General features: G+C 68.3%; 23 protein-coding genes. 7 read left to right on the forward strand and 16 right to left on the reverse strand.

Features of this window, described 5'->3' with window-relative positions:
* Positions 1-67: 67 nt before the first annotated feature.
* From ligA to ACIHA7_RS35650, 5 genes are all read right to left on the reverse strand, one after another.
* Positions 68-2,119, reverse strand: coding sequence for an NAD-dependent DNA ligase LigA (gene ligA, locus ACIHA7_RS35630; RefSeq protein ID WP_397295966.1), 2,052 nt, complete (start codon positions 2,117-2,119; stop codon positions 68-70).
* 171 nt (positions 2,120-2,290) lie between these two features.
* Positions 2,291-3,382: a methionine synthase gene (locus tag ACIHA7_RS35635; protein ID WP_397295831.1), complete on the reverse strand. Its 1,092-nt coding sequence runs from the start codon at positions 3,380-3,382 to the stop codon at positions 2,291-2,293.
* A gap of 167 nt (positions 3,383-3,549) precedes the next feature.
* On the reverse strand, positions 3,550-4,671 hold the full coding sequence (gene mnmA / locus ACIHA7_RS35640) for a tRNA 2-thiouridine(34) synthase MnmA (RefSeq protein WP_397295833.1): 1,122 nt from the start codon (positions 4,669-4,671) through the stop codon (positions 3,550-3,552).
* On the reverse strand, positions 4,671-5,900 hold the full coding sequence (locus ACIHA7_RS35645) for a cysteine desulfurase family protein (RefSeq protein ID WP_397295834.1): 1,230 nt from the start codon (positions 5,898-5,900) through the stop codon (positions 4,671-4,673). Before ACIHA7_RS35645 ends, mnmA begins: the two co-directional genes overlap by 1 nt.
* A gap of 270 nt (positions 5,901-6,170) precedes the next feature.
* Positions 6,171-7,058 (reverse strand): NAD(P)-dependent oxidoreductase, encoded by an 888-nt coding sequence (locus tag ACIHA7_RS35650; protein WP_397295836.1) that lies wholly within the window; start codon positions 7,056-7,058, stop codon positions 6,171-6,173.
* 248 nt (positions 7,059-7,306) lie between these two features.
* Between ACIHA7_RS35650 and ACIHA7_RS35655 the strand changes: the two genes are divergently transcribed.
* On the forward strand, positions 7,307-7,654 hold the full coding sequence (locus ACIHA7_RS35655) for a DoxX family protein (RefSeq protein ID WP_397295838.1): 348 nt from the start codon (positions 7,307-7,309) through the stop codon (positions 7,652-7,654).
* A gap of 68 nt (positions 7,655-7,722) precedes the next feature.
* Here the strand turns inward: ACIHA7_RS35655 and ACIHA7_RS35660 are convergent, their stop codons facing one another.
* The 3 genes from ACIHA7_RS35660 to ACIHA7_RS35670 all read right to left on the reverse strand — a co-directional run bounded on the left by ACIHA7_RS35660 (position 7,723) and on the right by ACIHA7_RS35670 (position 11,129).
* Positions 7,723-8,763, reverse strand: coding sequence for a lysophospholipid acyltransferase family protein (locus ACIHA7_RS35660; RefSeq protein WP_397295840.1), 1,041 nt, complete (start codon positions 8,761-8,763; stop codon positions 7,723-7,725).
* Complete coding sequence (locus ACIHA7_RS35665; protein ID WP_135232607.1) at positions 8,760-9,587, reverse strand: GNAT family N-acetyltransferase; 828 nt, start codon at positions 9,585-9,587, stop codon at positions 8,760-8,762. The genes ACIHA7_RS35660 and ACIHA7_RS35665 overlap by 4 nt, the downstream gene beginning before the upstream one ends.
* A gap of 249 nt (positions 9,588-9,836) precedes the next feature.
* Entirely contained in the window at positions 9,837-11,129 is a 1,293-nt protein-coding gene (locus ACIHA7_RS35670; protein WP_397295842.1) for an NAD(P)/FAD-dependent oxidoreductase, read from the reverse strand.
* 111 nt (positions 11,130-11,240) lie between these two features.
* On the opposite strand from ACIHA7_RS35670, the gene ACIHA7_RS35675 reads away from it, so the two are divergent.
* Positions 11,241-12,098, forward strand: coding sequence for a LysR family transcriptional regulator (locus ACIHA7_RS35675; RefSeq protein WP_135232609.1), 858 nt, complete (start codon positions 11,241-11,243; stop codon positions 12,096-12,098).
* 33 nt (positions 12,099-12,131) lie between these two features.
* Here ACIHA7_RS35675 and ACIHA7_RS35680 read toward each other — a convergent pair whose 3' ends face one another.
* From ACIHA7_RS35680 to ACIHA7_RS35695, 4 genes are all read right to left on the reverse strand, one after another.
* Positions 12,132-13,286, reverse strand: coding sequence for a hypothetical protein (locus ACIHA7_RS35680; RefSeq protein WP_397295844.1), 1,155 nt, complete (start codon positions 13,284-13,286; stop codon positions 12,132-12,134).
* Positions 13,283-13,534, reverse strand: coding sequence for a hypothetical protein (locus tag ACIHA7_RS35685; RefSeq protein ID WP_397295846.1), 252 nt, complete (start codon positions 13,532-13,534; stop codon positions 13,283-13,285). Before ACIHA7_RS35685 ends, ACIHA7_RS35680 begins: the two co-directional genes overlap by 4 nt.
* Before the next feature lie 166 nt (positions 13,535-13,700).
* Positions 13,701-14,657, reverse strand: coding sequence for an electron transfer flavoprotein subunit alpha/FixB family protein (locus ACIHA7_RS35690; RefSeq protein WP_397295848.1), 957 nt, complete (start codon positions 14,655-14,657; stop codon positions 13,701-13,703).
* Positions 14,658-14,693: 36 nt separating this feature from the next.
* Positions 14,694-15,479, reverse strand: coding sequence for an electron transfer flavoprotein subunit beta/FixA family protein (locus ACIHA7_RS35695; protein WP_107658547.1), 786 nt, complete (start codon positions 15,477-15,479; stop codon positions 14,694-14,696).
* A 277-nt stretch (positions 15,480-15,756) separates the two neighbouring features.
* Between ACIHA7_RS35695 and ACIHA7_RS35700 the strand changes: the two genes are divergently transcribed.
* The 3 genes from ACIHA7_RS35700 to ACIHA7_RS35710 are packed head-to-tail and all read left to right on the forward strand — an operon-like array spanning position 15,757 to position 19,402.
* Entirely contained in the window at positions 15,757-16,578 is an 822-nt protein-coding gene (locus ACIHA7_RS35700) for a class I SAM-dependent methyltransferase (protein WP_397295849.1), read from the forward strand.
* Positions 16,575-18,152, forward strand: a complete 1,578-nt coding sequence (locus ACIHA7_RS35705; RefSeq protein WP_397295852.1) for a 1,4-alpha-glucan branching protein domain-containing protein — start codon at positions 16,575-16,577, stop codon at positions 18,150-18,152. Before ACIHA7_RS35700 ends, ACIHA7_RS35705 begins: the two co-directional genes overlap by 4 nt.
* A complete protein-coding gene (locus tag ACIHA7_RS35710) occupies positions 18,149-19,402 on the forward strand; it encodes a glycosyltransferase family 4 protein (protein ID WP_397295854.1) in 1,254 nt (417 codons plus the stop codon). Before ACIHA7_RS35705 ends, ACIHA7_RS35710 begins: the two co-directional genes overlap by 4 nt.
* A 161-nt stretch (positions 19,403-19,563) precedes the next feature.
* Here the strand turns inward: ACIHA7_RS35710 and ACIHA7_RS35715 are convergent, their stop codons facing one another.
* The gene (locus tag ACIHA7_RS35715; RefSeq protein ID WP_397295968.1) at positions 19,564-20,877 is read right to left on the reverse strand and encodes a PQQ-binding-like beta-propeller repeat protein; all 1,314 of its coding nucleotides are present in this window, start codon (positions 20,875-20,877) and stop codon (positions 19,564-19,566) included.
* Positions 20,878-21,193: 316 nt separating this feature from the next.
* Here ACIHA7_RS35715 and ACIHA7_RS35720 point away from each other — a divergent pair, with 316 nt between their 5' ends.
* Positions 21,194-21,940 (forward strand): acyltransferase, encoded by a 747-nt coding sequence (locus ACIHA7_RS35720; RefSeq protein WP_135232615.1) that lies wholly within the window; start codon positions 21,194-21,196, stop codon positions 21,938-21,940.
* A 46-nt stretch (positions 21,941-21,986) separates the two neighbouring features.
* Entirely contained in the window at positions 21,987-22,532 is a 546-nt protein-coding gene (locus tag ACIHA7_RS35725; protein ID WP_397295855.1) for a DUF1697 domain-containing protein, read from the forward strand.
* On the opposite strand, the gene ACIHA7_RS35730 is transcribed toward ACIHA7_RS35725, so the two are convergent.
* The 3 genes from ACIHA7_RS35730 to ACIHA7_RS35740 form a co-directional block, all read right to left on the reverse strand.
* On the reverse strand, positions 22,513-23,712 hold the full coding sequence (locus tag ACIHA7_RS35730; protein ID WP_397295856.1) for a class I SAM-dependent methyltransferase: 1,200 nt from the start codon (positions 23,710-23,712) through the stop codon (positions 22,513-22,515). The two genes, ACIHA7_RS35725 and ACIHA7_RS35730, sit on opposite strands and share 20 nt — an antisense overlap.
* Positions 23,712-24,689 carry a class I SAM-dependent methyltransferase gene (locus ACIHA7_RS35735; RefSeq protein ID WP_397295858.1) on the reverse strand — a complete coding sequence of 326 codons (978 nt, stop codon included), beginning with the start codon at positions 24,687-24,689 and terminating at the stop codon, positions 23,712-23,714. Before ACIHA7_RS35735 ends, ACIHA7_RS35730 begins: the two co-directional genes overlap by 1 nt.
* Before the next feature lie 168 nt (positions 24,690-24,857).
* On the reverse strand, positions 24,858-25,634 hold the full coding sequence (locus ACIHA7_RS35740) for an enoyl-CoA hydratase-related protein (protein WP_397295860.1): 777 nt from the start codon (positions 25,632-25,634) through the stop codon (positions 24,858-24,860).
* Positions 25,635-25,663: the final 29 nt, after the last annotated feature.

Here is a 25,663-nt window from a genome sequence, read left to right on the forward strand (position 1 = left end):
ACGTGCGGCTCAGGTCGGGCACGCAGTAACGGCCGGGCCGTTGAACCAACGAATCCCGTTGGCTCGCTTACTCTTCCGCGTCGTCGTCCGCGCTCGCCGTCGCCGGAGCCACCGCCTCGGGTCCCGATTCCAGCAGCAAGCGAAAGCCTGCTTCGTCGAGAATCGGCACGCCGAGCTCCTCCGCCTTCGCCGCCTTCGTCCCCGGCGAATCACCGATCACCACGAACGCGGTCTTCTTCGACACCGATCCTGCGGCCTTCCCGCCGCGCATCAAGATCGCCTCTTTGGCACCGTCGCGCGAGAAACCCTCCAGCGACCCGGTCACCACGATCGACAGACCTTCGAGCGTGCGCTCGATGGACTCGTCGCGTTCGTCGGCCATCCGCACGCCCGCGGCGCGCCACTTGTCCACAATCGCGCGGTGCCAGTCGACGGTAAACCACTCCGCCACCGCGGCCGCGATGGTGGGGCCTACCCCGTCGGCGGCGGCCAATTCCTCGGCGGAGGCGTCTTGGATCCGGTCGAGGCTGCCGAATTCGCGGGCGAGAACCCGGGCGGCGGTGGGGCCGACGTGCCGGATGGACAGCGCGACGAGCACCCGCCACAACGGCCGATTCTTGGCCGTCGCCAGGTTCTCCAACAAACGTTTGCCATTCGCCGACAGCCCGCCGTCCTTGTTGACGAACAGCGTGGTGGTGAGCAGCGTCGCCTCGTCGAGGTCGAACAGGTCACCCTCGTCGGTGATCGCGCCCGACTTCAGCAGATCGTTCGCGGCCTCGTAGCCGAGTGACTCGATATCGAAGGCACCGCGGCCCGCGACGTGATAGACCCGCTCCCGCAGCTGCGCGGGGCAGTACTGCTGGTTGGGGCAGCGGATGTCGGCGTCGCCCTCCTTCTGCGGTGCCAACTCGGTGCCGCATTCCGGACAGTGCGTCGGCATCACGAATTCGTGTTCGTCGCCGGTGCGGGCGTCGACCACCGGGCCGAGCACCTCCGGGATCACGTCGCCCGCCTTGCGGATGGTGACCGTGTCGCCGATCAGCACGCCCTTTCGTTTGACCTCCGAGGCGTTGTGCAGCGTGGCCATCGAGACCGTCGAGCCCGCGACGGAGACCGGCTCCATCACCGCGAACGGGGTGACCCGGCCGGTGCGGCCGACGTTCACCGCGATGTTCAGCAGTTTGGTCGTCGCCTCCTCGGGCGGGTACTTGTAGGCGATCGCCCAGCGCGGCGCCCGTGAGGTGGAGCCGAGGCGACGCTGCAACGCCATCTCGTCGATCTTGATCACCTGGCCGTCGATCTCGTGCTCGATATCGTGGCGGTGCTCACCCCAGTATTCGACGCGCTCGATGACGGCGTCGATGCCCTGCACCAGCTTGGTGTGCTCGGACACCGGCAGACCCCACGCGGCGAGCGCGCGGTAGGCCTCGTGCTGCGAGGACGGGGTGTAGCCCTCGATGCGGCCGAAACCGTGGCAGATCATCCGCAGCCTGCGGCGCGCGGTGACCGACGGGTCCTTCTGCCGCAGCGAGCCCGCCGCGGTGTTGCGTGGGTTGGCGTACGGCGGTTTGCCCTCGGCCACGATCGACGCGTTGAGCGTCTCGAAGTCCTCGAGCCGCATGTACGCCTCGCCGCGCACCTCGAGCAGCGTCGGGAGCGGAAACTCGTCGGTGGGGGTCAGTTCACCGGGGATGTCCTCGATGGTGCGCGCGTTGAGGGTGACGTCCTCGCCGGTGCGGCCGTCGCCGCGGGTGGCGCCCCGCACCAGCCGCCCGTTCTCGTAGACCAGGTTCAGCGCGACACCGTCGATCTTCACCTCGCACAGGTAGTGCAGGTTCGGCCCGGTCTCCGCCTCCACCCGGCTCGCCCAGGTGCGCAGCTCGTCGAAGTCGAACACGTTGTCCAGCGACAACATCCGCTCGAGGTGATCGACAGCGGTGAAATCGGTCGCGAACCCGCCGCCGACGAGCTGGGTCGGCGAATCCGGCGTCAGCAGATCGGGATGCTCCTCCTCCATCGCCTGCAACCGCCGCAGCAACGCATCGAACTCCCCATCGGAGATGATCGGTGCGTCCCGCACGTAGTAGCGGAACTGATGCTCGCGCACCTCGTCCGCCAGCCGCTGCCACTCGACGCGCTGCTCCGCCGTCGCCGGAGTTGCCTCGTTACCTACCGCACCGCTCTCACTCACCCAACGCACATTAGCGCAGCCGACCGACATCTCCCGGCACTGTTCCCGCACGTCGCCGCACCAAACGCCGCGTAGTAGGTGAGGTGGTGAAGAAAGGGGTCAGGCGGTGCTGGAGGGTTTCTCGAAGGTGAGGGATTCGGGGTCTTCGGCGTAGGCGCGGGCCACCTCGGTGGCGAGGGTGAGGGCTTTGCGGGCCCAGGTGAGGGGGGTGTTGCCGAGGCCGCAGGCGGGGGCGACGAGGACCTGGGTGGCGAGGGTGGTGCGGGGGAAGCCGAGGCGGTCGATGAGGCGGACGCCGGGTTCGGCGATGTCGCGCCAGGTGGGTGGGGTGGCGGGGGCGGTGGTGGGGACGAGGCCTAGTACCAGATGTTTGCCTGCGTCGAGGATTTCGCCGATGCTGTCGAGTTCGCGGGTGCCGATGGTGGTGATGTCGAAGCCGATGGCTGCTGCGGTGCTGCCGCGGAGGAAGGCCAGGGCGGGTGGGGCGGCGCAGCTGTGGATCAGCACCGGTGCGGACTGGCTCGCGATCACGGTGTCGAGCACGGTGAGTGCTTCGGGTTCGGGCAGCGCGCGGACGCTGTCGAGCATGCTGACCGCGTTCAGCGAACCTTCGAGCACCGCCGACAGGGACGGTTCGTCCAGTTGCAGAACGACTTCCGCGCCGAGGCGCTTACGTACTTCGGCGACGTGGTTGCGTAACCCCTCGGCGAGGGACTCCGAAAGGTCGCGCAGCGCACCGGCATCGGTGAGCGCGAGATGACCGCTGGGCAGCTCGACCTGTGCGGCGAGCGTCAGCGGACCGGCCACCTGCAGCTTGATCGGGCGGCCGGTGCCTGCCGAACCCGCTGTCTCCCAGGCTTCTTCGAGCGTGTCGAGGTCCGCGCGGAGCAGATCACGGGCCCGCCGGGACACGGCGCCGGGGCGTGCGGCGAGCCGGTATCCCCGCGTGGTGGTGTCGAATCGCATGTCGACCAGCAGCGCCGACATCCGGCCGATCAGATCCGCGCCGACGCCACGGCCGGGCAGCTCCACCAGGTGCGGCAGATCGGGCAGCTCACCGAGGATGGTCGCGGCGGACTCCCGCGGATCGGTGCCGGGCCACGAGCCGACCGCGGTCGCGGTACCACCGCGCAATAGGTCGCTGTTGTCCGTGACGACGAGATCTTTGTCCACTGTGCCGTCTTGTTTCACCGTAGTCCGCTCCGTTGGTCGATCGTCGTGCGCACCAACTGCCCGGCTGCGCGCTGACCACTATGCGCACCAGGCAGATTCACCGAGCCGGCGGAATCCGACCCGGATCACCGCGTCCGGACCGAATCGGTCCGGCTCACCCTCCCACACCGGTATCCCGGCGCGACTCACCGCGTGCCGGAACCCGCGTCGCTGGCCACCGGGGTGCTGTCGACGCCGCCGGTACCGGAGATGGTTCCGCTGCCGATCACCTCGTCCCCCAACGGATCCGGGCGATACAGCACGACCGCCTGGCCGCGCGCGACACCGGTCAGCGGCTCGCGCAGGCGAACCGCGAGCCCGTCGCCGACCGCCTCGGCGACCGCGGGAGCGGTGCCGCCGTGCGCCCGCACCTGCGCGACACACTCGATCGGCCCGTCCGGCGCGGCGCCGGATGTCCAGATCGCGCGCTCCGCTAGAACGGTCCACACCTGCAAGTCTTCGACCGAGCCGACCCGGACGGTGCCGGAGTCGGGATCGATCCCGGTCACATAGCGCGGCTTACCGTCGGCGGCGGGTCCGGGCAGCCCGAGCCCCTTGCGCTGACCGATCGTGAACCCGTGCACGCCTTCGTGATCCGCGAGCTTCCTGCCGTCGGCGTCGACCACCGCACCCGGCCGGATGCCGATCTTCGCGCCGAGGAAGGCCTGGGTGTCGCCGGACGGGATGAAGCAGATGTCGTGGCTGTCCGGCTTGTTCGCGACGGCAAGCCCACGCTCGGCGGCCTCCTCGCGAATCCGCGGCTTCGGGGTGTCGCCGACCGGGAACATGGCGCGGGAGAGCTGCTCGGCGTTCAACACGGCGAGCACGTAGGACTGGTCCTTGTCGGCGTCGACGGCCCGGCGCAGCACGCCGTCGTCGAGCCGCGCGTAATGACCGGTGACCACGGCGTCGAAGCCGAGGGCGAGGGCGCGGTCGGCGAGGGCGGAGAACTTGATCTTCTCGTTGCAGCGCAGGCAGGGGTTCGGCGTCTCACCGGCCGCGTAGGCGGCGACGAAATCGTCGATCACGTCTTCCTTGAAGCGATCGGCGAAATCCCAGACGTAGAACGGGATACCGAGCACATCGGCGGCCCGCCGGGCGTCGCCCGCGTCCTCCTTCGAGCAGCAGCCACGCGACCCGGTACGCAATGTGCCCGGCGACGCGGACAGCGCCAGATGCACGCCTACCACCTCGTGACCAGCGTCGACAGCACGTGCCGCCGCTACCGCCGAATCAACACCACCGCTCATCGCGGCAAGTACTCGCATCAAACACCTCCCTTCGCACCGGCCAGACCCGCGGCCCTGGCCCGATCAACCACCTGCGGCAAGACACCCAACAGCGCGTCCACATCGGCGCGAGTCGAGGTGTGCCCCAACGAAAATCGCAGCGACCCGCGGGCCTGCCACTGCTCGACACCCATCGCGATCAGTACGTGACTCGGCGACGCGACGCCCGCGGTGCAGGCCGACCCGGTCGAACACTCGATCCCCGCCGCGTCCAGCAGCATCAGCAGCGAATCTCCTTCGCAGCCTGGGAAAGTGAAGTGCACGTTGCCGGGGAGCCGCCGCTCGCCGGGCGCGCCGTTGAGCACGGCGTCCGGTTCGATGGCCAGCACGCCGTCGATCAGCGCGTCCCGTAACGCGGTCAATTCGGGGGTGCGCGTTGGCAATTCGGTCACCGTCTGGTGCAGCGCGGTGGCCAGGCCGACCGCCGCCGCCGTGTCCGAGGTCCCCGAACGCAGGTCGCGCTCGTGTCCGCCGCCGTGCAGCAGCGGCACGCACGGCACCTGCCTGCCCAGTAGCAGCACACCGACCCCGTGCGGCCCGCCGACCTTGTGCCCGGCGAAACTGGCCGCGGACAACCCACTCGCGGCGAAGTCGATCGGCAGCTGCGCCGCGGCCTGGACGGCGTCGCTGTGCATCGGCACACCGAATTCCTGTGCCACGGCGGCCAGTTCACCGATCGGCTGGACGGTGCCGACCTCGTTGTTGGCCCACATGACGGTCACCAGCGCGACATCGTCGGGGTTCGCCGACAGCGCGGAGCGCAGCGTGCGCGACGAGACGGTGCCCTCGGCGTCCACCGGCAACCAGGTCACCCTGGCACCCTCGTGCCGCTCCAGCCACTCGACCGCGTCGATCACCGCGTGATGCTCGACCGAGCTGGCGATGATCCTGGTCCGGCGCGGCTCGGCGTCGCGGCGCGCCCAGTAGATGCCCTTGATCGCCAGGTTGTCGCTCTCGGTCCCGCCGGAGGTGAAGATGACCTCCGAGGGCCGGGCGCCCAGATCGGCGGCGATCGACTCGCGCGCCTCCTCCAGCGTCCGCCGGGCGGCGCGACCCGACCCGTGCAGCGACGACGCGTTCCCCACGATGCCAAGCGCAGCCGTCATCGCCTCGATGGCGGCCGGGAACATCGGGGTGGTAGCCGCATGATCGAGGTAGACCGTATGGGCCGCCGCACCGTGGACCGGACCCGCAAAAGCCGCCTTCATGACCGATAAAGCCTATCCCACCGTTGACCTGCGCTTCTTTGGGGTAGCCCCCCGGTTTCTGCGAATTTTCCAGAACTTCGCTTACGAGTCGTAACTCGCTGAGCGCAGCGCGGTATTCCCGCAGCGGGGTATCGGTCGGATCAGTGTGGCGGGTAGGTCACCACCGGGGGCATTGCAACGGCCCGGATGAATTCGGCTGTGCAGGGAATTCGGCTGTGCGGGTCGTCGCGCAGTGTTCGTCGCCGGGCAGCAGGTCCCCGGCGCGTGCCGTTACGCGGGCGTCGACTTCCGGAGTACCTCGATCAGCGCCGTGATGCTGTGCTCCCGATGCCCCGCCGCGACCGCGCGCCGCAACAGGTCGTCCATCGGTGCGTGCCAGGACATGTCGACCCCGGTTTCCGCACCGAGTTCGGCTTCATTCCCGATGGCCTCGTGGAACAGACCGACCGACGACCCGAGCTTCGTGTAGTCGCCGGTGTCGATCTCGTCGGCCAAGATCGGCAGCAGCGACTCGATCATCTGCAACCATTTGGTCGCGTAGGGCACCATCGACCCGGCGGTCATGCCGCGCGCGGTCAGCACGGCGGCGCCCTCGAAGAAGCCGAGCAGGGCGGGGAGCAGCGTGGCTCCGACCGCCGACTCGTACAGTGCGGCGAGGTCGGGTTCCGGACCGAGGTGGACCGTGTCACCGCCGAGGACGCGCAGGGTCTCCAGGTGCTCGTCGAAGGTGGTCCGATCCCCGCCGTAGTAGAGCAGGGTGTCCGGCTTTCCAACGGCCGCAGGCACGTTCTTGATCGCGCCGGCGAGGTAGCGGGCGCCGTGCCCAGTGATCCACTTGGCGAATTCTCTTGCCGCCGTCGGGGTTCCGCTGTTCAACGTCACCACTGTCCGCCCGGACAACGCCGCGCCCGCCGATGCCAAGGCCGCCTGTGTGGCGGTGAATGTGGTCAAGCAGGAGATGACGAGCGGACTTTCGCGCACCGCGTCCTCGATCGCGGGCCGGTGGATCGCGCCCGCAGCAACCAAAGGTGCTGCTTTGTCCGGGCTCCGGTTCCACACCGTGGTCGGATGCCCGGCCGCCAGAAACGCTTCGGCCAGTGCCCGCCCCATGGATCCCAATCCCAGAACGGTCACCGGTACTCGTGTGCCATCGGTCATCGTGGCTGCCTTTCCTCGTTCGTCCCTGCGCGGTACAAGCCTCGGCGGCGCCCGAACAGCCAGCAAGTACGCACTTTTCGGTCGAATACGCACGTCGAGGTAAGCAACCAGCTCGTCCGCCGACCACTGCCGCGCCGCATGATCAGCGTCACTCCCGTATGCGTTGCCCGCAGGGGATGTCACACCCGCACCTGCTGCGTCGTCCATCAGGCGAACGGGCAGAAAGCCTGATGCGGAAAGGAATTCCAATGAACGTCGCCTACTACATCGTCGGTGTGCTGGCTGCCTTGTGGATCGGGTTCTCCGGGTACTCGCTGTTCTCCCAGCAGCAGTTCGTGGTCGAACCGCTCGAGCAGTACGGGGTGCCACGGTCGTGGTGGAACTGGCTGGCACTGGCCAAATCGGCTGGAGCGTCGGGTTTGATCGTCGGCTTCTTCGTACCCGCCATCGGCGTCGCGGCGGCGGTGGGCCTGATCCTGTACTTCGTCGGCGCTTCGGCTACCGCCATTCGGGCACGCTCGTACCAAACTGCAGTATTCCCGGTGTTGTACCTGGTCCCGGCGGCGGCCACGCTCGCGCTGCAATGGGCCAGCTAGTCATCGAACGACAGAGCAGCCGCAGACCACTGGCCTGCGGCTGCTCGCGTCTAGAAGGTCAGGCGCTGCTACCCGCCGATGGCATCGACCTTGCGACCGCGACCACGCAGCACGGGCCGCAGACGCCGAGACGGTCTGCGAACTTCCGGTGCGTCCGCGGTCACCGTCGGATCCTGCACCCGCGTCCGGCCTGCCTCGATCCACACCGTGGCATCGCGCACGCCGTGCCGCGACAGTTCGGTGCCACGCACCGCGTCCGCACAGCGACGCGCGAGATCCCGGCGATCGGTGCCCGGCTGCTGTACCTCTTCCAGCACGATCTCCGCGACCATGCCGCGCGAGCGGAGCACCCGGCGAGCGGACGAGCCGAACGAGTCCTCCCCGACGAACCCCGGCACTGTGCACTGAGCCCCGTGCCGATCCAAGTAACGCAACCGCACCGGCTGCACCGGCGTCGCGGTGTCGATCGCCGCTTGGAACAGCGCGGGTCGCATGCTGCCGTAGGCGCGGCCACACCACGTGGTGCCCTCCGGGAACACCGCGATCCGATCGCCCGCCGACAGCCTGGCACCCACCTGCGCCACCACGCCGGGTAGCGCGCGCAACTTCTCCCGCTCGATCGGGATGACCCGCATCAGCGTCGCCAGCTTGCCGAGCACCGGCCAGTCGACCATGTCCGCGCGGGCGACGAAGCCGAGCGGCTGCACCGCGGCGAGCGCGACGATATCGGTCCAGCCGATGTGCCCGACGACGACCATCACACCGTCTCCGGGCGCCCCGTAAACGGCGCGCGCGGTGCCGCCCTCACCGACAGCACCGCGCGTGTTCTGGTCGATCCGGCGATCGACGATCCGCAATTCCATTCCTAGACAACTCAACAACGTGCGCGCGTAGCCGCGCTGCACACTCTCCCGCTTACTCGGCGGCGTCACCAGATTCACCATCGGAAAGCTGATCAGCAGCCCGGCGACGCCGAGCAGCCTGCCGAGCATCCGGCCGGTGCCGACCTCGTCGATCGACTCGATGCAGCCGGCCCCACACGGGCTCGACGGCATCCACGCGTGTGCGGTGGCCCGTGCGGGCGGCGCGTCGAAGACCACGGTCCTCACCGTCCCCCGTCGAAGGTCGCTGCGGCGTCTTGTAATCGGTTCAGGTAGCGGGTGTTGATGGTGTCCAGGCCGAGGATGGCGACGAAGTCGGCGACCCCGAAGTCCGGATCGTGCGCGGGTTCGCCGCAGATCTCGGCGCCCAGGCGCAGGTAACCGCGCAGCAGCGGGGGCAGCTTGGGGCGCGCGGGCGGGGTCATGTCGTCGAGGGTCTTGCCGTCGACCACCACCGGGCGCAGCGGGTGCACCCGCTGTTCGGGATCCGAGGCGTGCCTGCCGAGCAGCATGTCGCGCACGCCGCGCACGTTCACGCCGGGTTCGTCGGCCGGGCTGTCCTGCATCGGCACCGAGACACAGCCCATCACCCAGTCGTAGCCGGTGAGCTGGATGTAGTGCAGGATGCCCGCCCACATCAGCGTCAGCACCGAACCGTTGCGATGATCGGGCACCACGCAGGCGCGGCCCATCTCGACGATCCGGCGGCCCGCCGGATCCAGCTGGGTCAGATCGAATTCCGTGGCCGTGTAGTAGCCGCCCGCCGCGGCGACCTTGTCCGGCGGCAGCATGCGGTAGCAGCCGACGAAGTCTTCGGTCAGGTCGTCGCGGACCAGCAGGTGGTCGCAGTGGTCGTCGAATCGGTCGGCATCGAGGCCGGTGCCGTTGTCGGGGATGTGGAATCCGGGCTCGCCGGCGAACACGCCGTAGCGCAGTCGTTGCGCCGCCGCGCGGTGCTCTGCGTCGGACGAGACGACCAGCGAGTACCGTGACCGTTCCACCCCGGAGTCCGTCGAGCGCGCCGGGGCTGTCAACACGGACGTAATAGTCATATTGCTGATGAAGCCAGCCCGAGACTGCGCTGGAGCAACCTCGAAGTGTCTCGATGATGCCGACTCGGTGAACGAGATAGCAGTCACACCGAGCGTTCATCAGACCGTCGCGACCTGTTCGCGCGGTCGCGCCGAAACCGCGTTCTTCGGCTGATCAACCTTCTCGGCGAACGTCTTTCGAGCCCATGCGACAGCGCGAAAGCCGCGTCACGAGGTTACGCGACGCGGCTTTCAGCGGACGAACGGGCGTTAAGCGGCCGTGCGTTCGGACACCGGCGAAGGCTTTGCGACCTTGTCCACCTCGGCGAACCCGGGCCGCCCGGTGCCGATGAAGGCGACCAGCCAGGACGCCACCGCGGCGAAGCGGTTACGGAACCCGACCAGGTAGAACAGGTGCACCGCGAGCCACATGACCCAGGCGATCAGGCCACGGAAGGTGATCTTGTCGTTCAGCTTGGTCACCGCGCTGAACCGGCTGATCACCGCCATGCTGCCCTTGTCCCAGTACTTGAACGCGGTGCCCGCCTGCTTCTTTCGGCGAATGATGTCGGCGGCGTGCCTGCCCTCCTGCATGGCCACCGGCGACTGGCCCGGGTAGCCGTTCAGCGAGGTCATATCGCCGATCGCGTAGATGTCGGCGTAGCCGCCGACGGTCAGGTCCGGATTGATCAACAGCCGTCCGGCCCGGTCGGTCTCGACGCCGGTGGCCTCGGCAAGCACCTTGGCGAACCCGCCCACCTGCACGCCCGCCGACCAGACGATGGTCTCAGCCGCGATGCCGCGCTCGACGCCGCTCTTGTCCTTGACGGTGACCTTGCCGTGCTCGATGTCGGTGACGAAGGTGCCGAGCAGCACGTCGACGCCGGTGCGGGTCAACGACTTCTTCGCGTACTCCGACAGCCCGCCGCCGAACGGGGGCAGCACCTCACCGGCACCCTCGACCAGGGTGACCGAAACTTCTTGGTGGTAGTACCTTTTCGCCAGTTCCTTCAGCTGACCGGCCACCTCGACGCCGGTCGCGCCCGCCCCGACGACCACGAAGCTCAGCAGCCTGCGCCTGGTCTCCTCGTCGGCGCCCGCGGCCTCGGCGAAGACCCGTTGGATCTGCGCGCGAAGCAGTTTCGCATCGTCGATGGTCTTGAGCGAGAAGGTCTTCTCGGCGAAATCGTCACGGCCGAAGTAGGACTGGCTGGCGCCGGTGGCGGCGATCAGTGAGCCGTACCGGATGCGGCGCTGCTCGCCGTCGTGCTCATAAGTGACGATCGCCTTGTCGGGATCGATGGCCACAACCTTGCCGAGTCGCACATCGGCCTCGCGGTGCCGGCGCAGAATGGAGGCGATCGGCGGCGCGATCTCCTCCGATGCCAGCACACCGGTCGCTACCTGGTACAACAACGGTTGGAACAGGTGCTCCGGCGTGCTGGAGATCAGCACGTAATCGATACCCGACTTGGCAAGTTGCTTGGCGGCGGAGAGTCCGCCGAACCCCGATCCGACGATGACGACACCCGCGGTTTCGATTCCCGCATCCACGTACTGCATGACAGCCTCCTTCTCTCATTACCAACCGTCATCGGGAAGCGAGATATTTCAGGTGTTAGGGCGCATAATGCAGATGACTCTTATCTCGATCCGTCATTAATCGGAGGCGCTGTGGAACTTCGGCAGCTCACCTACTTCGTCGCCGTCTGCGAGGAGCTCAGCTTCAGCGGTGCCGCCGCACGGTGCTTTATCTCACAGTCGGCGATCAGTCATCAAATCTCCCGGCTCGAGCGCGATCTAGGCGTCTCGTTGTTCGAGCGCTCGACAAGATCAGTCGTACCCACCGACGCCACCGCACGGCTACTTCCCCTTGCGAAACAGATGCTGAGCCTCGAGTCGGCCATCCGGGCCGCGGTACGCACCGTCGGGCCGCGGATCCGGCTCGCCGCGAACATGTCCTTCGCAACACGGTCGCTGTCGGCGATCGCGGGCGCCCGCGCCACCCACCCCGAGGCGGAGATCGAGTTCGTGATCAAGCCGTTCCGGCAGCGGATCACCGCGGTGGCCGACGGCGACTGCGATCTCGCGCTGATCCGCGGCAGCGTCGATCAGCCCGGTCTCGAGGTCGAGCAGCTGTGGGTGGAGGATCTGGTCATCGCCACCTCGAGCGCCCACCCGCTCGCCACCAGAGAAACCGTCACCCTGTCCGACCTCAGCAGGTATCCGCTGCTGCTGCCGCCGGAGCAGGAACAAGTGTTGCTACACACCGTGATTCGTTCCGCCTTCGCCGAACTCCCCACCGGCCCCACCTTCGGCCCACCGATCCCACCCGATCACACCGCGACCATGGAACTGATCAACCGCCCCGACGCCTGGACCGTCCTCTACGCCGAAAGCCCCACCGAGGGCCTCGTCGTCTTGAAACTCGCCGAACACAAACTCCGCATCCCCGTCTCCGCAGTCCTGCGCAGCGACGCCCGCCGCTCCCCCATCCTCACCACCCTGCTCGCCGCCCTACACCGAACCTGAACCACCGGCCGCAGGCGTCCGCGCAGAAGAGTGTCAGGGCTGGCGGTCTATGAAACTCGGGTCAACGCTGATGTCTCCGGTAAGCCGCCAGACACCACGCTCGAAGATCAAATCACCCGACACGACGATCGGTTGCCTGCTCTGGTGCGCACGAATCGCCCATGCGTATTCCTGGCCTGCCAGTGGCACATGGACCTTTCGTGGGCGGCCCTCCACATGTGTCGACAGCACAATGCTGGTGGCTTCCTGGTCCTCGTCACCAAGGTCGTCGCGATTGAGCGTGCGCACAGTACCGAGCAGCGTCGTGTAGCGCGGCGGCTCCTCGCGTCGGACCAACCGTTCCCGTACCCGAGGCAAGCCGGCCATTGCATTGCGATCGACGATGATTCGCGACGTGCTGACCTCGGGCGGCGGCTCGGCGGCCGCCCAATCGAACGACAGGTCAAGTGCGCGTAGCGTTTCCGGCTGAGTCAACTCCAGCACCGACTCCACCAGACCGGCGCTGAGCCCCAGCTGCCCGGACCGGTCGAGCGCGCTCTCGTCCCAATCGAGCGCCAGCTGCTTGGTCGACTGCAGACCCGTAGCCAACGTTGTCATCACCTTGCGCGGGAAAGGTACGGTCGGCGACCCGTCTTCGTGTGGTGGCAAGACATCACCGAGCCGGGTTACGACGGTGAATACGAAGCTGCCGGGTTTCGTATGTCCGAGACGGACATCCTCTTCCAGGAATTCGGTGACCGTGGCCGACCTCCTCCCACGGTGCGAATGAGTCGGATCGTCAGCGGTTGTCGCAGCGGCCCGCATCATCGTGAGTAGTGCTTCCAGCGTCGTTTCTGCCTGCCGAAAAGGGATCGTCCCATCGGTCATTTCCTGGTCGAGCCGCACGAAGAAGAGATCAGCACGCGCTGCGGCGATACGTTCCGCCAGGTGCGCGGGGTCCCAATCGTAGATGGCGGCAAGAGCTTGGAGAGTGTCCCGAAACCGCACCGGAAAGTCGACGTAATCGGTAGCCAGCGGCAGCATCACCCGACCGAGGAGACCGTCTTCGCCTGGCAACCGCCAGATCTCCTTGACATTGTGGTCACGAGCTTCCAGCTGCCAATTGTGGCTCGCAAGATATTGGGACACGGCCGGAGGCGACAACGAGGACGCGATCTCTTGGAGAGCATCGAGCGGGATCTGCCTCACCACTGACCTCCTTCGCCGATTACCTGCATGATGCCCTGAAGACCGCCCACGTCGAACAGATTGCTGCGGGGCAGGTGGACCGTTTTGCTCGCCTTACCATCCTCGATCCCGCCGAGCTTCTTCGCATGCTCCCAGTACATGCGACTCGAAGTGGTCAAGCCCGCTTCGGAGAGGTCGAGCAGCTGCTCAGGATCCTCGGGTATGAGCAGTACGCCGAGTACCGCCGGGGTGAAGCGCTTCGGGCTCACCAGCTTGAGGAAGCGGTCGCGCTTCAGCGACCATGCCAGATGGTCGGACTGGAGCAGCCGACTCTGTGTGGTGCACTGCTCTCCGTCACCAGATCACCCCGCAACGAACGGTGGCCCCGACTGAATTTCAGTCGGGGCCACCATGTTCGAGCGAGCTGAGGTTGTCTCAGCCCTTGTGCGACTTGACCGCTTCGGTCAGTTGCGGGGCGACGTTGAAGAGGTCGCCGACGATGCCGTAGTCCGCGATCTCGAAGATCGGGGCTTCTTCGTCCTTGTTGACCGCGACGATGGTCTTCGAGGTCTGCATGCCTGCCCGGTGCTGGATGGCGCCGGAGATGCCGAGGGCGATGTAGAGCTGCGGCGAGACGGTCTTGCCGGTCTGGCCGACCTGGAACTGGCCGGGGTAGTAGCCGGAGTCGACCGCGGCACGCGAGGCGCCGACGGCGGCGCCGAGCGAGTCGGCCAGCTCCTCGACGACCGAGAACTTCTCGGCGGAACCGACACCACGACCACCGGAGACGACGATGTTCGCCTCGGTGAGCTCCGGACGGTCACCGGCGACGATCGGCTCGCGCGCGGTCACCTTGACCACGCCTTCTTCCTGCGCGGGCACCTCGACGGTGACCTTCTCGCCCGCACCGGCCTGCGCGGACGCCTCGATGGCACCCGGGCGCACCGAGATCACCGGCACGTCGCCGGTGGCCTTGGCGTCGACGGTGAACGCGCCACCGAAGATGGAGTGCACGGCGGTGCCGTCGGACTTGACGTCGATGACGTCGACCAGCAGGCCGGAGCCGATGCGGGCGGCGAGGCGGCCCGACACCTCCTTGCCGTCGGCCGAGGCGGCGACGATGACGGCGGCCGGGGAGACCTGCTCGGTCAGCGCGGCGAGCACGTCGATCTTCGGGGTCAGCAGGTAGTTCTCCACATCGTCGGATTCGGCGATGTAGATCTTCTCCGCACCCGCGGCGGCGAGCGCGTCGGCCAGCTTCTCGCCGGTGCCCGCGGTGCCGAGCACGACGGCGGCGGGCTCACCCAGGTTGCGGGCGGCGGTCAGGAGCTCGGTGCTGACCTTCTTGAGCGCACCGTCTGCGTGCTCAACGAGCACAAGTACTTCAGCCATTTGTGTTCTCTCCTAAGCAGTCTCGGACCGGCGAACTCAGATGATCTTCTGACCGACGAGGTACTGAGCGATCTTGGTGCCGCCGTCGCCTTCGTCTGCGATCTTCTCGCCCGCGGTGCGCGGCGGCTTCGGGGTGGCGCCGGTGACGGTGGTGCCCGCGTTCGCGACACCGACGGTCGACGGGTCGACGCCCAGATCGGCCAGCGTGAAGGTCTGCACTTCCTTCTTCTTCGCGGCCATGATGCCCTTGAAGGAGGGGAAGCGGGGTTCGTTGATCTTCTCGGTCACGCTGACGATGGCCGGGAGGGTGGCCTCCAGCTTGAAGACGCCATCGTCGGTCTCGCGCTCGCCGGTGACCTTGTCACCGTCGACGGTGAGCTTGCGCAGGTGGGTCAGCTGCGGCAGGCCGAGGTACTCGGCGATGATGGCGGGCACCGCACCGGCGCGACCGTCGGTCGCCTCGTTGCCCGCGATGACCAGCTCCACGCCCTCGACCTGGCCGAGCGCGCTCGCCAGCACCCAGGCGGTCTGCACGGCGTCGGAGCCGTGGATCGCCGGGTCGTTGATGTGGATGGCCTTGTCGGCGCCCATGGACAGCGCCTTGCGGATGGCCTCGGTGGCCCGGTCCGGACCGGCGGCCAGCACGGTGACCTCGCCGCCCTGCGCCTCCTTGATCAGCAGCGCTTCTTCGACGGCGCGCTCGTTGATCTCGTCGAGGACGGCGTCGGCGGCTTCGCGATCGAGGGTGTAGTCACCGTCGGTCAGCTTGCGCTCGGACCAGGTGTCGGGAACCTGCTTGATGAGTACGACGATGTTCGGCATCGGTCTTCGTCGACCTCCTGTTCTGGTTACACGTATGGGCGGTCGCACGAGCGGGCCGTACGTCCGTGTGAGTAGCTCAGGGCGTGACACTACCCTACGTTAAGTTACTCGTGGGTAACTTAGTCGCTTCTCTCTCACAACGCCAGTCCCAGCGATATCGTGCCGGGCTGGAGCCCAGCCGCGTGACCCCCGCATGACGGCGCATCGGCACTGGGTACGGGTGTCCCGGTGACCGGGTGCGGGTATCCCGCGAACCTCTGGTACCAGTAACGTCGGAATGATGAGCGAGGCTGTGATCCCTGCCGCAGTGGACGACTTGACGGGCATGACCGACGCCCCGGAGACGACCGGCGGCGCCGTTGAACCGCTGCCGTTGACCGGCGAGCGCACCGTCCCCGGCATCGCCGAGGAGAACTACTGGTTCCGCAGGCACGAGATCGCCTATGCCAGGCTGCTTGACCGCTGCGCCGGAAAAACGGTGCTGGAGGCCGGATCCGGCGAAGGCTACGGCGCCGACATGATCGCCACGGTGGCCACCAAGGTCACCGGCGTCGACTACGACACCGGCGCGGTCGAGCACGTGCGCGCCAGGTATCCGCGGGTGGAGATGATCCAGGGCAACCTCGCCGCGCTGCCACTGCCCGACGCCTCGGTCGACGTCGTGGTGAATTTCCAAGTGATCGAGCATCTTTGGGACCAGGGTCAGTTCCTCCGGGAGTGCCTGCGGGTGCTGCGCCCCGGCGGCGAGCTGCTGATCAGCACGCCGAACCGGATCACCTTCTCCCCCGGTCGCGATACCCCGCTCAATCCGTTCCACACCCGCGAACTGAACGCCACCGAGCTCACCGAACTGCTGGTCGAGGCCGGATTCAAGGTCGCACAAATGACCGGCGTGCATCACGGACCGAGCCTGAAAGCGTTGGACGCCAAGCACGGTGGCTCGTTCATCGACGCGCAGATCGAGCGGGCGCTGGCCGGCGAGCCGTGGCCCGCCGACCTCACCGCCGACGTCGCGGCCGTCACCATCGACGACTTCGCCCTGATCGCCGAGGACATCGACGCGAGCCTCGATCTGGTCGCCATCGCGGTGAAGCCTTGAGCGAGGCGGTTCCCGGTCAGTTCACCCTGGTCCTGCACTCCCACCTGCCCTGGCTGGCCCATCACGGCCGCTGGCCGGTCGGCGAGGAGTGGCTCTACCAATCCTGGGCCGCGTCTTACCTTCCGCTCGTCGAGGTGCTGAGAACCCTTGCCGCCGAAGGACGTTCGCATCTACTCAGCCTCGGCATCACGCCGGTGCTCGCGGCCCAGCTCGACGACCCGCACTGCCTGGCCGGCATGCACCACTGGCTCGGCAACTGGCAGCTGCGCGCCGACGAGGCCGCGATGGCGGGCAACATCGCCCTCGGCAGGCACGAACATCGTTTGGCCACAGCGGCTTTGGCGGACTTCGAGCAGCGCTGGCGGCACGGCGCCGCGCCGGTCTGGCGCGAGCTCATCGACGCCGACACCATCGAACTGCTCGGCGGCCCGCTCGCCCATCCGTTCCAGCCGCTGCTCGATCCGCGGCTGCGGCAGTTCCAGCTGGTCGAGGGCCTGGACGACGCGCAGCATCGCTGGGGACACACGCCAACCGGCATCTGGGCTCCCGAGTGCGGATACACCCCCGGCATGGAGCTCGGCTACGCCGCCGCCGGTGTGACCCATTTCATGGTCGACGGACCCGCGCTGCGCGGCGACACCACCCTCGGACGGCCGGTCCGCGAGTCCGATGTGGTCGCGTTCGGGCGGGATCTCCAGGTGAGTTACCGGGTGTGGTCGCCGAAATCGGGCTACCCGGGCCAGAGCGCCTACCGTGACTTTCATCACTACGACCACGCGACCGGCCTCAAGCCGTCCCGGGTCACCGGCAAGACCGTCGACGGTCCGGACAAGGCGCCCTACGACCCGGAACTCGCGGCCGCGGCGATCGGCCGCGACGTCGACGACTTCGTGCGGACGGTGCGCCAGCGACTGATCAGCGAATCCGAGCGCATCGGGCGGCCCGCGCTCGTGGTGGCCGCCTTCGATACCGAATTGTTCGGCCACTGGTGGCACGAGGGGCCGCAGTGGTTGGCCCAGGTGTTGCGGGCGCTGCCCGAAGCGGGCGTCACGATCGGCACGCTGGCCGATGCGCGCGAACGCGGATTCGTCGGTGCGCCGGTGCCATTGGCCGATTCGTCCTGGGGTTCGGGCAAAGACTGGCGGGTCTGGGCCGGCGATCAGGTGAGCGACCTGGTGGAGCTCAACGCCGACATCGTGCGGCTCACCCTCGACACGATCGACAAGATGCGCGCCGCGAACGGTGCGCCCGGTCTGCGCGACAACGTCGCCGACCAGTTGCTGCGCGAAGCCATCCTCACCGTGTCCAGCGACTGGGCCTTCATGGTCAGCAAAGACTCCGCCGCGGGCTACGCACGCGACCGCGCACACCGGCACGCGCACGCCGTGCGGGAGATCGCGGCCGCTGTCGGCGCGGGCCAACTCGCGAAAGCACAGCAGTTGGCGGCAGGATGGGGGGCGGCTGACGGACTCTTCCCCGGTGTGGATGCGCGACGGCTCGGCGGCGCCGGGTCCGGAGGAAGCTTCGCCGTGGCTGCTCAGCACGCCGCGTCCAGCGCAGAAGGACATGCATGAAGATTTTGATGGTGTCGTGGGAGTACCCGCCGGTGGTGGTCGGCGGGTTGGGCAGGCATGTGCACCACCTGGCGACCGAGCTGGCCAAGGCGGGCCACGAGGTGGTCGTGCTGGCCAGGCGCCCCTCCGGCACCGACTCCTCGACCCATCCCACCCACTCCTTCATCGCCGAGGGCGTGCTGGTGGTCGCGGTCGCGGAGGATCCGCCGGTCTTCGACTTCGGCGAGGACATGCTGGCCTGGACGCTGGCCATGGGACACGCGATGGTGCGGGCGGGCATCGCGCTCGGCAAGCCGGGCATCGGTGACGGCTGGGCACCCGACGTGGTGCACGCGCACGACTGGCTGGTCGCGCACCCGGGTATCGCGCTGGCCGAGTACTACGACGTGCCACTGGTGTCGACCATCCACGCCACCGAGGCAGGGCGGCACAGCGGCTGGGTCGCGGGCAAGGTCAACCGGCAGGTGCATTCGGTCGAGTGGTGGCTCGCCAACGAATCCGACGCGCTGATCACCTGCTCGGCCTCGATGCAGGACGAGGTGGAGCGGCTCTATGGCCCGGAGCGGGTGCCGATGACGGTGATCCGCAACGGAATCGACGTGGGCGCCTGGACATTTCGGCCGCGCTCGCCGCGCACCGGGCCGCCTCGGCTGCTGTATGTCGGCAGGCTCGAGTACGAGAAGGGCGTGCAGGACGCGATCGCCGCGCTGCCGCGCATCCGCCGCGCACACCCGGGTACGACGCTCACCGTCGCCGGTGTCGGCACCCAGTTCGAGTGGTTGCGGGAGCGGGCGCGGGTGCACCGGGTGGCCCGCGCGGTGAACTTCGCCGGCCAGCTCGATCACACCGAACTACTCGGCTGGCTGCACGGCGCCGACGCCATCGTGCTGCCGAGCCGCTATGAACCCTTCGGCATCGTCGCACTGGAGGCGGCCGCCGCGGGCACCCCGCTGATCACCTCCTCCGCGGGCGGGCTCGGTGAGGCGGTGATCGACGGAGTCACCGGCGCGTCCTTCGCGCCCGCCGACGTCGACGGCCTGGTCGAGGCCGCGCGCGCCACCCTCGACGATCCGGTCGCCGCTCAGGATCGCGCGTACGCCGCCCGCGAGCGGCTCACCGCGGACTTCGCGTGGGACGTGGTCGCGGCCGAGACCGCGCAGGTCTACCACTCCGCCAAGCGCCGGGTCCGCAACCCGCTGGGCCGCCCGACCATCATCGAGCGCCCGCTCCCCGAGCGCGATCCGAAGTAAGTCGCACCGAGCCGCTCCGCGCCGGAGTCGGTGTCCCGCGATCGGTCACGCCGAACCGATCGCACGCAGAATCAGCGCCCCGAAGCCAGGTCGCGCGGAGTCGAACCCACGCCGGACTCAGCAACCCGAAGCGAGTCGCGCCGAACCGATCGCGTGCAGTATCAGCGTTCGGGCTTGAAGACGAAGAGCTCACCGATGCGGGTGGCGACGACGACCTCGCCCTGCGCGCCGACGGAGGTGCCGGTGGTGCTGCCTTGCGCACCGGGCAGCACATCGGAGTCGATGGTGGCGCCGGTCTTGGTGTCGAACGTGATCAGGTTCAGGCCCTCGCCGATCGCGGCGGGGGTGTAGCCGGTGCCGCCCGCGGTCTGCACCGGGACCCCACGCAAGCCCAGATCCTTACGCTCCCAAGCGAGTTCGGCGACGTCGCCCTTGTCGCGCAGCGCGAGCAGGTAGCCGTCGTCACCGGACGGGATGATCAAGCCGTCACCGGACACCGAAATGCCGCCGCGCGGCGTCCATTCCAGCGGCTGCACCCACTTGGTGCGGCCGTCGGCGGCGTCGACGGCGATCAACCGGTTGCTGTTGTCGCCCACGTAGACGGTCTTGCCGTCGGGCGCGAGGGTCGGGCTGGTCGCGCTACCGCCGAACAGCAGGTCGGCGCTCCACTCCTGCTGAATCTTGTTGTCCGCGTAGCGCAGTGCGACGAGCGCGGCGGTCGGCTTGCCCGGCTTCCATACCGTGACGAAGAAGCGCCCACTCGCGGTGTCGACGGCCGAGATGTTCGCGACCGGGCACTGCGGTTCGCCGGCGTGGCAGTCGTCGAGACCCTGCCCGACGGCAGGCCAGTCGAGGTTGGGGTTGTCCAGGAAGTCGGGCTGGCCGAGCAACTGCACCGTGGGCACGACGCGCTGACCGGTCTGGCGCGACAGCACGTCGATCTGACCGGATTGGGTGACCGTCAGCAGGTTCCCGTCGCCGGTGAACTGCGAGGAGACCGGGGCACCGGCGACCGGGGTGCGCCACCTCGGCTGCCCGAGGTAGTTGAAGGACATGACCGCGCCGACGTTGTCCGCGTCGTCGCCGACGTAGACATTCGTCATGCCGTCCACCACCGACGGTGTCGCGACCGCGGTCGCGCCGAGCTGCGTGCAGAACCGCTTGCGTCCGGTGGCCATCTGGAAGGAGAAGATCGCGCAACCGGGCGCTCGGGTGGTGAGGAACATCTGCCCGTCGGGTCCGATGGTCACCGGCTCGGCGACCGGCCCGCCGATCGGGCGCGACCAGCTCAGCGCGACCTTCTTGGCACCGACCACCGGGCTGCTGCCACCGTTGCGGCCGTCGTGGTACGCGGCAGGCCAACCCTTCCCCGAGCCGACCGTGATGTCGTCGACGTCGGTGCCGCAGCCGGTCAACGCCAGCGCACCGACCGCGGCCAGCGACGCAACTACCCGCAGCCGGGACGGTCGCCACATGGAACTAGCCAGTACGCCGCTTCGCACCTGCTGCACTCCTGTCGTCGTTTCCGCTCGCACGAGACTAAAGCGTGCCGAATCACCGCGCTGGCGCGACCCGGTTCGGGTGTACGCGTGGTGGATTCGCCGGGCGCCGCCCGCGGCGCCGCAGTCACTGTACGGTAGGGGCCCGCGCGGGTGTGCGAGTCCCGCCGTTGCGCATCGCGGGTTGTCGCCACCCGCGTGCGCGGATGGCCCTCGAGCGCGCCCGTTATGCTCTACCCGTCGCCCGCCGAGGCGGGGGACGAGCCGTTGGACCACGACAGGAGAGCCGTTCGTGACGAGCATGTGGGGCGCACCGTTGCGCTCGCGCTGGCGGGGATCGCGCCGCCGGGATCCGCAGCAGGCGCGCTTTCTGACCGTGGCGTCGCTGCGCTGGGTGCTCGCGAACCGGGCGTACACGCCCTGGTATCTGGTGCGCTACTACCGGCTGCTCAAGTTCCGGCTGGCCAACCCGCACATCGTGCTGCGCGGCATGGTCTTCCTCGGCAAGCGGGTGGAGATCCACGCGACGCCCGAGCTGGGCCGGATGGAGATCGGCCGCTGGGTGCACATCGGCGACGGCAACGCCATCCGCTGCCACGAGGGCTCGCTGCGCATCGGCGACAAGGTGGTGTTCGGCAAGGACAACGTGGTCAACACCTACCTCGACATCGAGATCGGTGAATCCACTCTGGTCGCCGACTGGTGCTACATCTGCGACTTCGACCACAAGATGGACGACATCACGCTGCCGATCAAGGATCAGGGCATCGTGAAGAGCCCCGTCCGGATCGGCCCGGACACCTGGATCGCCGCCAAGGTCACCGTGCTGCGCGAGACCCGGGTCGGCCGCGGCTGTGTGCTCGGCGCGCACGCCGTGGTCAAGGGGGAGATCCCGGACTACAGCATCGCGGTCGGCGCGCCGGCCAAGGTGGTCAAGAACCGCAAGGCCGCCTGGGAGGCGAGCGCCGAGGAGCGTGCGAAATACCTTGCGGCGCTGGAAGATATCGAACGCAAGAAGAACGGCGCCAAAACCGCGTAGCGTCGGTTCACCCGGTCTGTCCGTGGCGTTGGGTAGGTTCCCCGATATGAATCGCTATGCCGCACTGTTGCGGGGGATCGCGCCGAGCAATCCGAACATGAGCAACGAGAAGGTGCGCGGCGTATTCGAGCGGCTCGGGTTCGAGAAGGTCGCCTCGGTGCTCGCCAGCGGCAACATCGTGTTCCAGAGCGCCGACACCGACGTCAGCGAGCTGGAGACGCGGATCCAACAGGCGCTCAACGCGGAACTCGGCATCGCAGGCGGAACGATCATCCGCAGCTACGAGGAGCTGCGCGCCCTGCTCGACACCGACCCGTTCCCCGGCCTCACCCACGGACGCGGCACCTACCTCGTCGCCACGTTCCTCAAGAAGCGCAAGAAAGCCCCAGGCAAGCTCCCCGAACAACCCGACCCGCTCACCCGGGTCGTCGGCTACGACACAGCGTGCGACACGTTCCTCGCGGTGGTCGACAACAGCGAACCCGGTAAAACCCCCGACTTCATGACCTGGCTCGACAAGACCTACGGCAAGGACATCACCACCCGCACTTGGCTCACGGTGCAGCGCGTCGTCAAGAAGATGGAGCAGTAGACGGCAGCGGAGTGCTTGCGACAGCGTGGCACAGGAACGCCGTCGGGGTGCGGCCGATCCGGGTGATCACCAGGGTGAACGGTTGGGCGCCTTGAGGTTTGAGGGTACGGCGGAGTTTGTCAGGGTCGACATCCACGCCGCGCACCAGGATCTCCAGCGGGCCACAGTCGTGGCGGCGGAGTTCGGCGCGGAGAGTCTTTTCGCGGTAGTCGAGGCGGTCGATGATGCGAAAGCCTCGGGTGCCGGGCGGCACGGCATCGCCGGTGAGATAGGCGATGCGCGGATCCAGTTGCCAGAGGCCGTGCTTCGCGGCGTAGTGGCGGACCAGACCGGCCCGCACGACGGCACCGTCGGGATCGATGATCCAGTCGCCGGGCGCGCGTTCGGGTATGCCGTCGGAGTCCGCGTCCGTGAGGGTGAAAGACGTTCCAGCCGAGGACGTTACGGTCGCGCGGCGGGTGACCGACGGACCGCTCAGGCCGGCCGACCACAGGCACGCCTCGCGAACAGCTCCGTCGAGGGAGACGACTTCGATCTCACCGGACCAGTCGAGTCGATCGAAATCCAGTCCGGGAGCGCACTTCACCGCGATGTCCCGGCCGGGGTAGGCGGCGAGCAGGTCCGGCAGCGGCGGTTGCAGCTTGGCCGGATCGTGCGTGCGCCTGCCGTCGGCCCGGCGGGCCGGGTCGGCGACGACGACGGTGTCCCTGCTCACCGGCATCAGCGCATCCGCCTTGGCCAGCAACACATTTCGAGATCCGGCGAGGTTGTGCGCGGCCATCGACAGCCGCGCGTCGTCCAGGTCGCTGCCGAGCACAGCGGGACACACCCGCGCCAGCTCGGCGAGTTCCGCACCGATCGAACACGTCACGTCGTGCACCGCGCGCCCGGCCAAGCGGGCGGCCCGGTGCCGGGCGACCAGTGTCGGCGTCGCCTGCTGCACGGCATCGTCGGTGAACAGCCAGTCCCCCGCGTCCACGAGCTTGGCGGCCGCCTTGCGCCGCAGACGCACCGTTTCGACGAGCGCCGCCGCCCGATCCCCGTGGTCGCGCCGCACCCGCGCCAGCTCGCGCAGGTGCGTCGCCTGGGTCAGCTCCAGCCGGTCCACCTCGGTCAGCGCGGCGGTGCCCGCCGGACTGCCGAGGTAGGCGACATCCTCGCGACTGAAGCTATAGCCCACTACTTGGCAGAACTGCCCGGCTTCACGCCGGTGATCATCGCGTTGTAGAAGAACTGACGCGGCACCACCCGGCGCATGACGTTCTCGTCCAGCCAGCTCAGTCGCAGCCACGCGTTGTACATGGCCAGCCGGTAGCCCATGGTGAGCTTCTCGTCGGGCACGGCCGCCTCGAAGGTGCGCACCGGCCAGCCCCACAGCGCGGCCGCGAACTCCTCGGTGGTCGCCTTGACGTCGACCGCACCAGCCGAGCTGGCCATCCGCTCCAGCTCGCTGGGGTCGAAGGTGTGCAGGTCGACGACCGCCTCGAGCGCCGCGGCCCGCGAGGACTCGTCGAGCTCGGTCTGCGGGCGCCGCCAGCCGGCCAGCTGCGGCAGCTTGGTGACGGTGGTGGTGGCCTTCCAGGTGATCCGGCCGAGCCAGCGGGCGTAGAAGTTGCCCGCGGTGGTCGGCTCGCCCGCGAAGACGAAGCGCCCGCCGGGCTTGAGCACGCGCAGGCACTCCTTCAACGCGAGTTCGACATCCGGGATGTGGTGCAGCACCGCGTGGCCGCACACGAGATCGAAGGTGTCGTCCTCGTACGGGATGGTCTCGGCGTCGGCGACCCGGCCGTCGACGTCGAGGCCGAGGTGTTCGGCGTTGCGCAGCGCGACCTTGACCATGCCCGGCGACAGGTCGGTGACGGAGCCGGTCTTGGCCACGCCACCCTGCATCAGGTTCAGCAGGAAGAAGCCGGTGCCACAACCGAGTTCGAGGGCCCGCTCGTACGGCAGCGGGGCGGGACCGACGGCCGCGTCGAACCGGCCGCGGGCGTATTCGATGCAGCGTTCGTCGTAGGAAATCGACCATTTGTCGTCGTAGGTCTCGGCTTCCCAGTCGTGATAGAGCACCTGGGCGAGCTTCGTATCCTTGCGCGCTGCCTCGACCTCGGCCTCGGTCGCATGCGGGTTAGGCGCTGGGTCGTCGGGACGTACCGTCATGGAGGCTAAGCCTACCCAAATACGCAGACCTGCCCTGCTGTCGGCCCATGGTTTCCGGGCATGGCTGGACCTATGGCCAGAAAGCAACCTGTTCCCATCAGGCGATCTTCGAAAAACCGCTGCTCAGCACGTCGCGATCGGGACTCGAATGATCGACTTCGGCAGGGCTCAGCGGCCGACGAAGGCCGCCGAGCCGGGGCCGTCGGCCAGGTAGGACTCGGTCCCGATGCGCCGGTCCTCGGTGCCGAACAAAGCAGACCATTCGGTCTGGGCACGGTCCAGGCCGTGCGGGCCCGCCTCGAAGACGGCTTTCGCGGCGGCGAGGGCGCGGGCCGGGCCGTCGGTGAACCGTTGCGCCCAGGTGAGCGCGGCGGTGTACACGTCGTCGGGCGGGACGACCTCGTCGACCAAGCCGAGGGTGCGGGCCTCGTCGGCTTCGACGAAGCGGCCGCTGTAGACGAGGTCCTTGGCCGGGCCCGGCCCGATCAGCAGAGCGAGGCGGCGGATCCCGGCCAGCGGGATCAGCCCGGTCTTGATCTGCGGCAGGCCCAGCTTGACGTTGTCGCCGATGATGCGCCGGTCCGCGCCGAGCGCGAGCTCGAGCCCACCGCCGAGGCAGTAGCCGCTGATCGCCGCGACCGTCGGCTGCGGCAGCCTGGCCAGGCAGCCGAAATCGCGCTGCACATCGGCCGCCATCGCACGCGCCTGGTCTTCGCTCAGGTCGGCCAGCTCGGTCAGGTCGTCACCCGCCGAGAACACTCGCTCGTCGCCGTAGAGCATGACCGCGGCGACCGTCGGGTCCGCGGCCACCGTCTCGGCCGCGGCGGCCAGCTCGCGCACCAGCTGCACGTTCAGCAGGTTCATCGGCGGGCGGGCGATCCGGAGGACGGCGACGCGACGCGCGCCGGCACCCTCGAGCAGATCCAGGGTCACGAATTCGGCCATGAGAGGCCACGCTACCGGTCGCCGCCTGG

The sequence above is a fragment of the Nocardia sp. NPDC052316 genome, assembly GCF_044547795.1.
GTDB lineage: Bacteria > Actinomycetota > Actinomycetes > Mycobacteriales > Mycobacteriaceae > Nocardia.

Excerpts from the sequence above, each read along its gene's own strand:
- ACIHA7_RS35650 (WP_397295836.1), bottom strand. The coding sequence starts at position 7,058 with ATGACCGATGGCACACGAGTACCGGTGACCGTTCTGGGATTGGGATCC.
- ACIHA7_RS35665 (WP_135232607.1), bottom strand. The coding sequence starts at position 9,587 with ATGACTATTACGTCCGTGTTGACAGCCCCGGCGCGCTCGACGGACTCC.
- ACIHA7_RS35740 (WP_397295860.1), bottom strand. The coding sequence starts at position 25,634 with ATGGCCGAATTCGTGACCCTGGATCTGCTCGAGGGTGCCGGCGCGCGT.
- ACIHA7_RS35695 (WP_107658547.1), bottom strand. The coding sequence starts at position 15,479 with ATGCCGAACATCGTCGTACTCATCAAGCAGGTTCCCGACACCTGGTCC.
- ACIHA7_RS35710 (WP_397295854.1), top strand. The coding sequence starts at position 18,149 with ATGAAGATTTTGATGGTGTCGTGGGAGTACCCGCCGGTGGTGGTCGGC.
- ACIHA7_RS35715 (WP_397295968.1), bottom strand. The coding sequence starts at position 20,877 with ATGTGGCGACCGTCCCGGCTGCGGGTAGTTGCGTCGCTGGCCGCGGTC.
- mnmA (WP_397295833.1), bottom strand. The coding sequence starts at position 4,671 with ATGCGAGTACTTGCCGCGATGAGCGGTGGTGTTGATTCGGCGGTAGCG.
- ACIHA7_RS35700 (WP_397295849.1), top strand. The coding sequence starts at position 15,757 with ATGATGAGCGAGGCTGTGATCCCTGCCGCAGTGGACGACTTGACGGGC.
- ACIHA7_RS35725 (WP_397295855.1), top strand. The coding sequence starts at position 21,987 with ATGAATCGCTATGCCGCACTGTTGCGGGGGATCGCGCCGAGCAATCCG.
- ACIHA7_RS35690 (WP_397295848.1), bottom strand. The coding sequence starts at position 14,657 with ATGGCTGAAGTACTTGTGCTCGTTGAGCACGCAGACGGTGCGCTCAAG.
- ACIHA7_RS35735 (WP_397295858.1), bottom strand. The coding sequence starts at position 24,689 with ATGACGGTACGTCCCGACGACCCAGCGCCTAACCCGCATGCGACCGAG.
- ACIHA7_RS35670 (WP_397295842.1), bottom strand. The coding sequence starts at position 11,129 with ATGCAGTACGTGGATGCGGGAATCGAAACCGCGGGTGTCGTCATCGTC.
- ACIHA7_RS35645 (WP_397295834.1), bottom strand. The coding sequence starts at position 5,900 with ATGAAGGCGGCTTTTGCGGGTCCGGTCCACGGTGCGGCGGCCCATACG.
- ACIHA7_RS35655 (WP_397295838.1), top strand. The coding sequence starts at position 7,307 with ATGAACGTCGCCTACTACATCGTCGGTGTGCTGGCTGCCTTGTGGATC.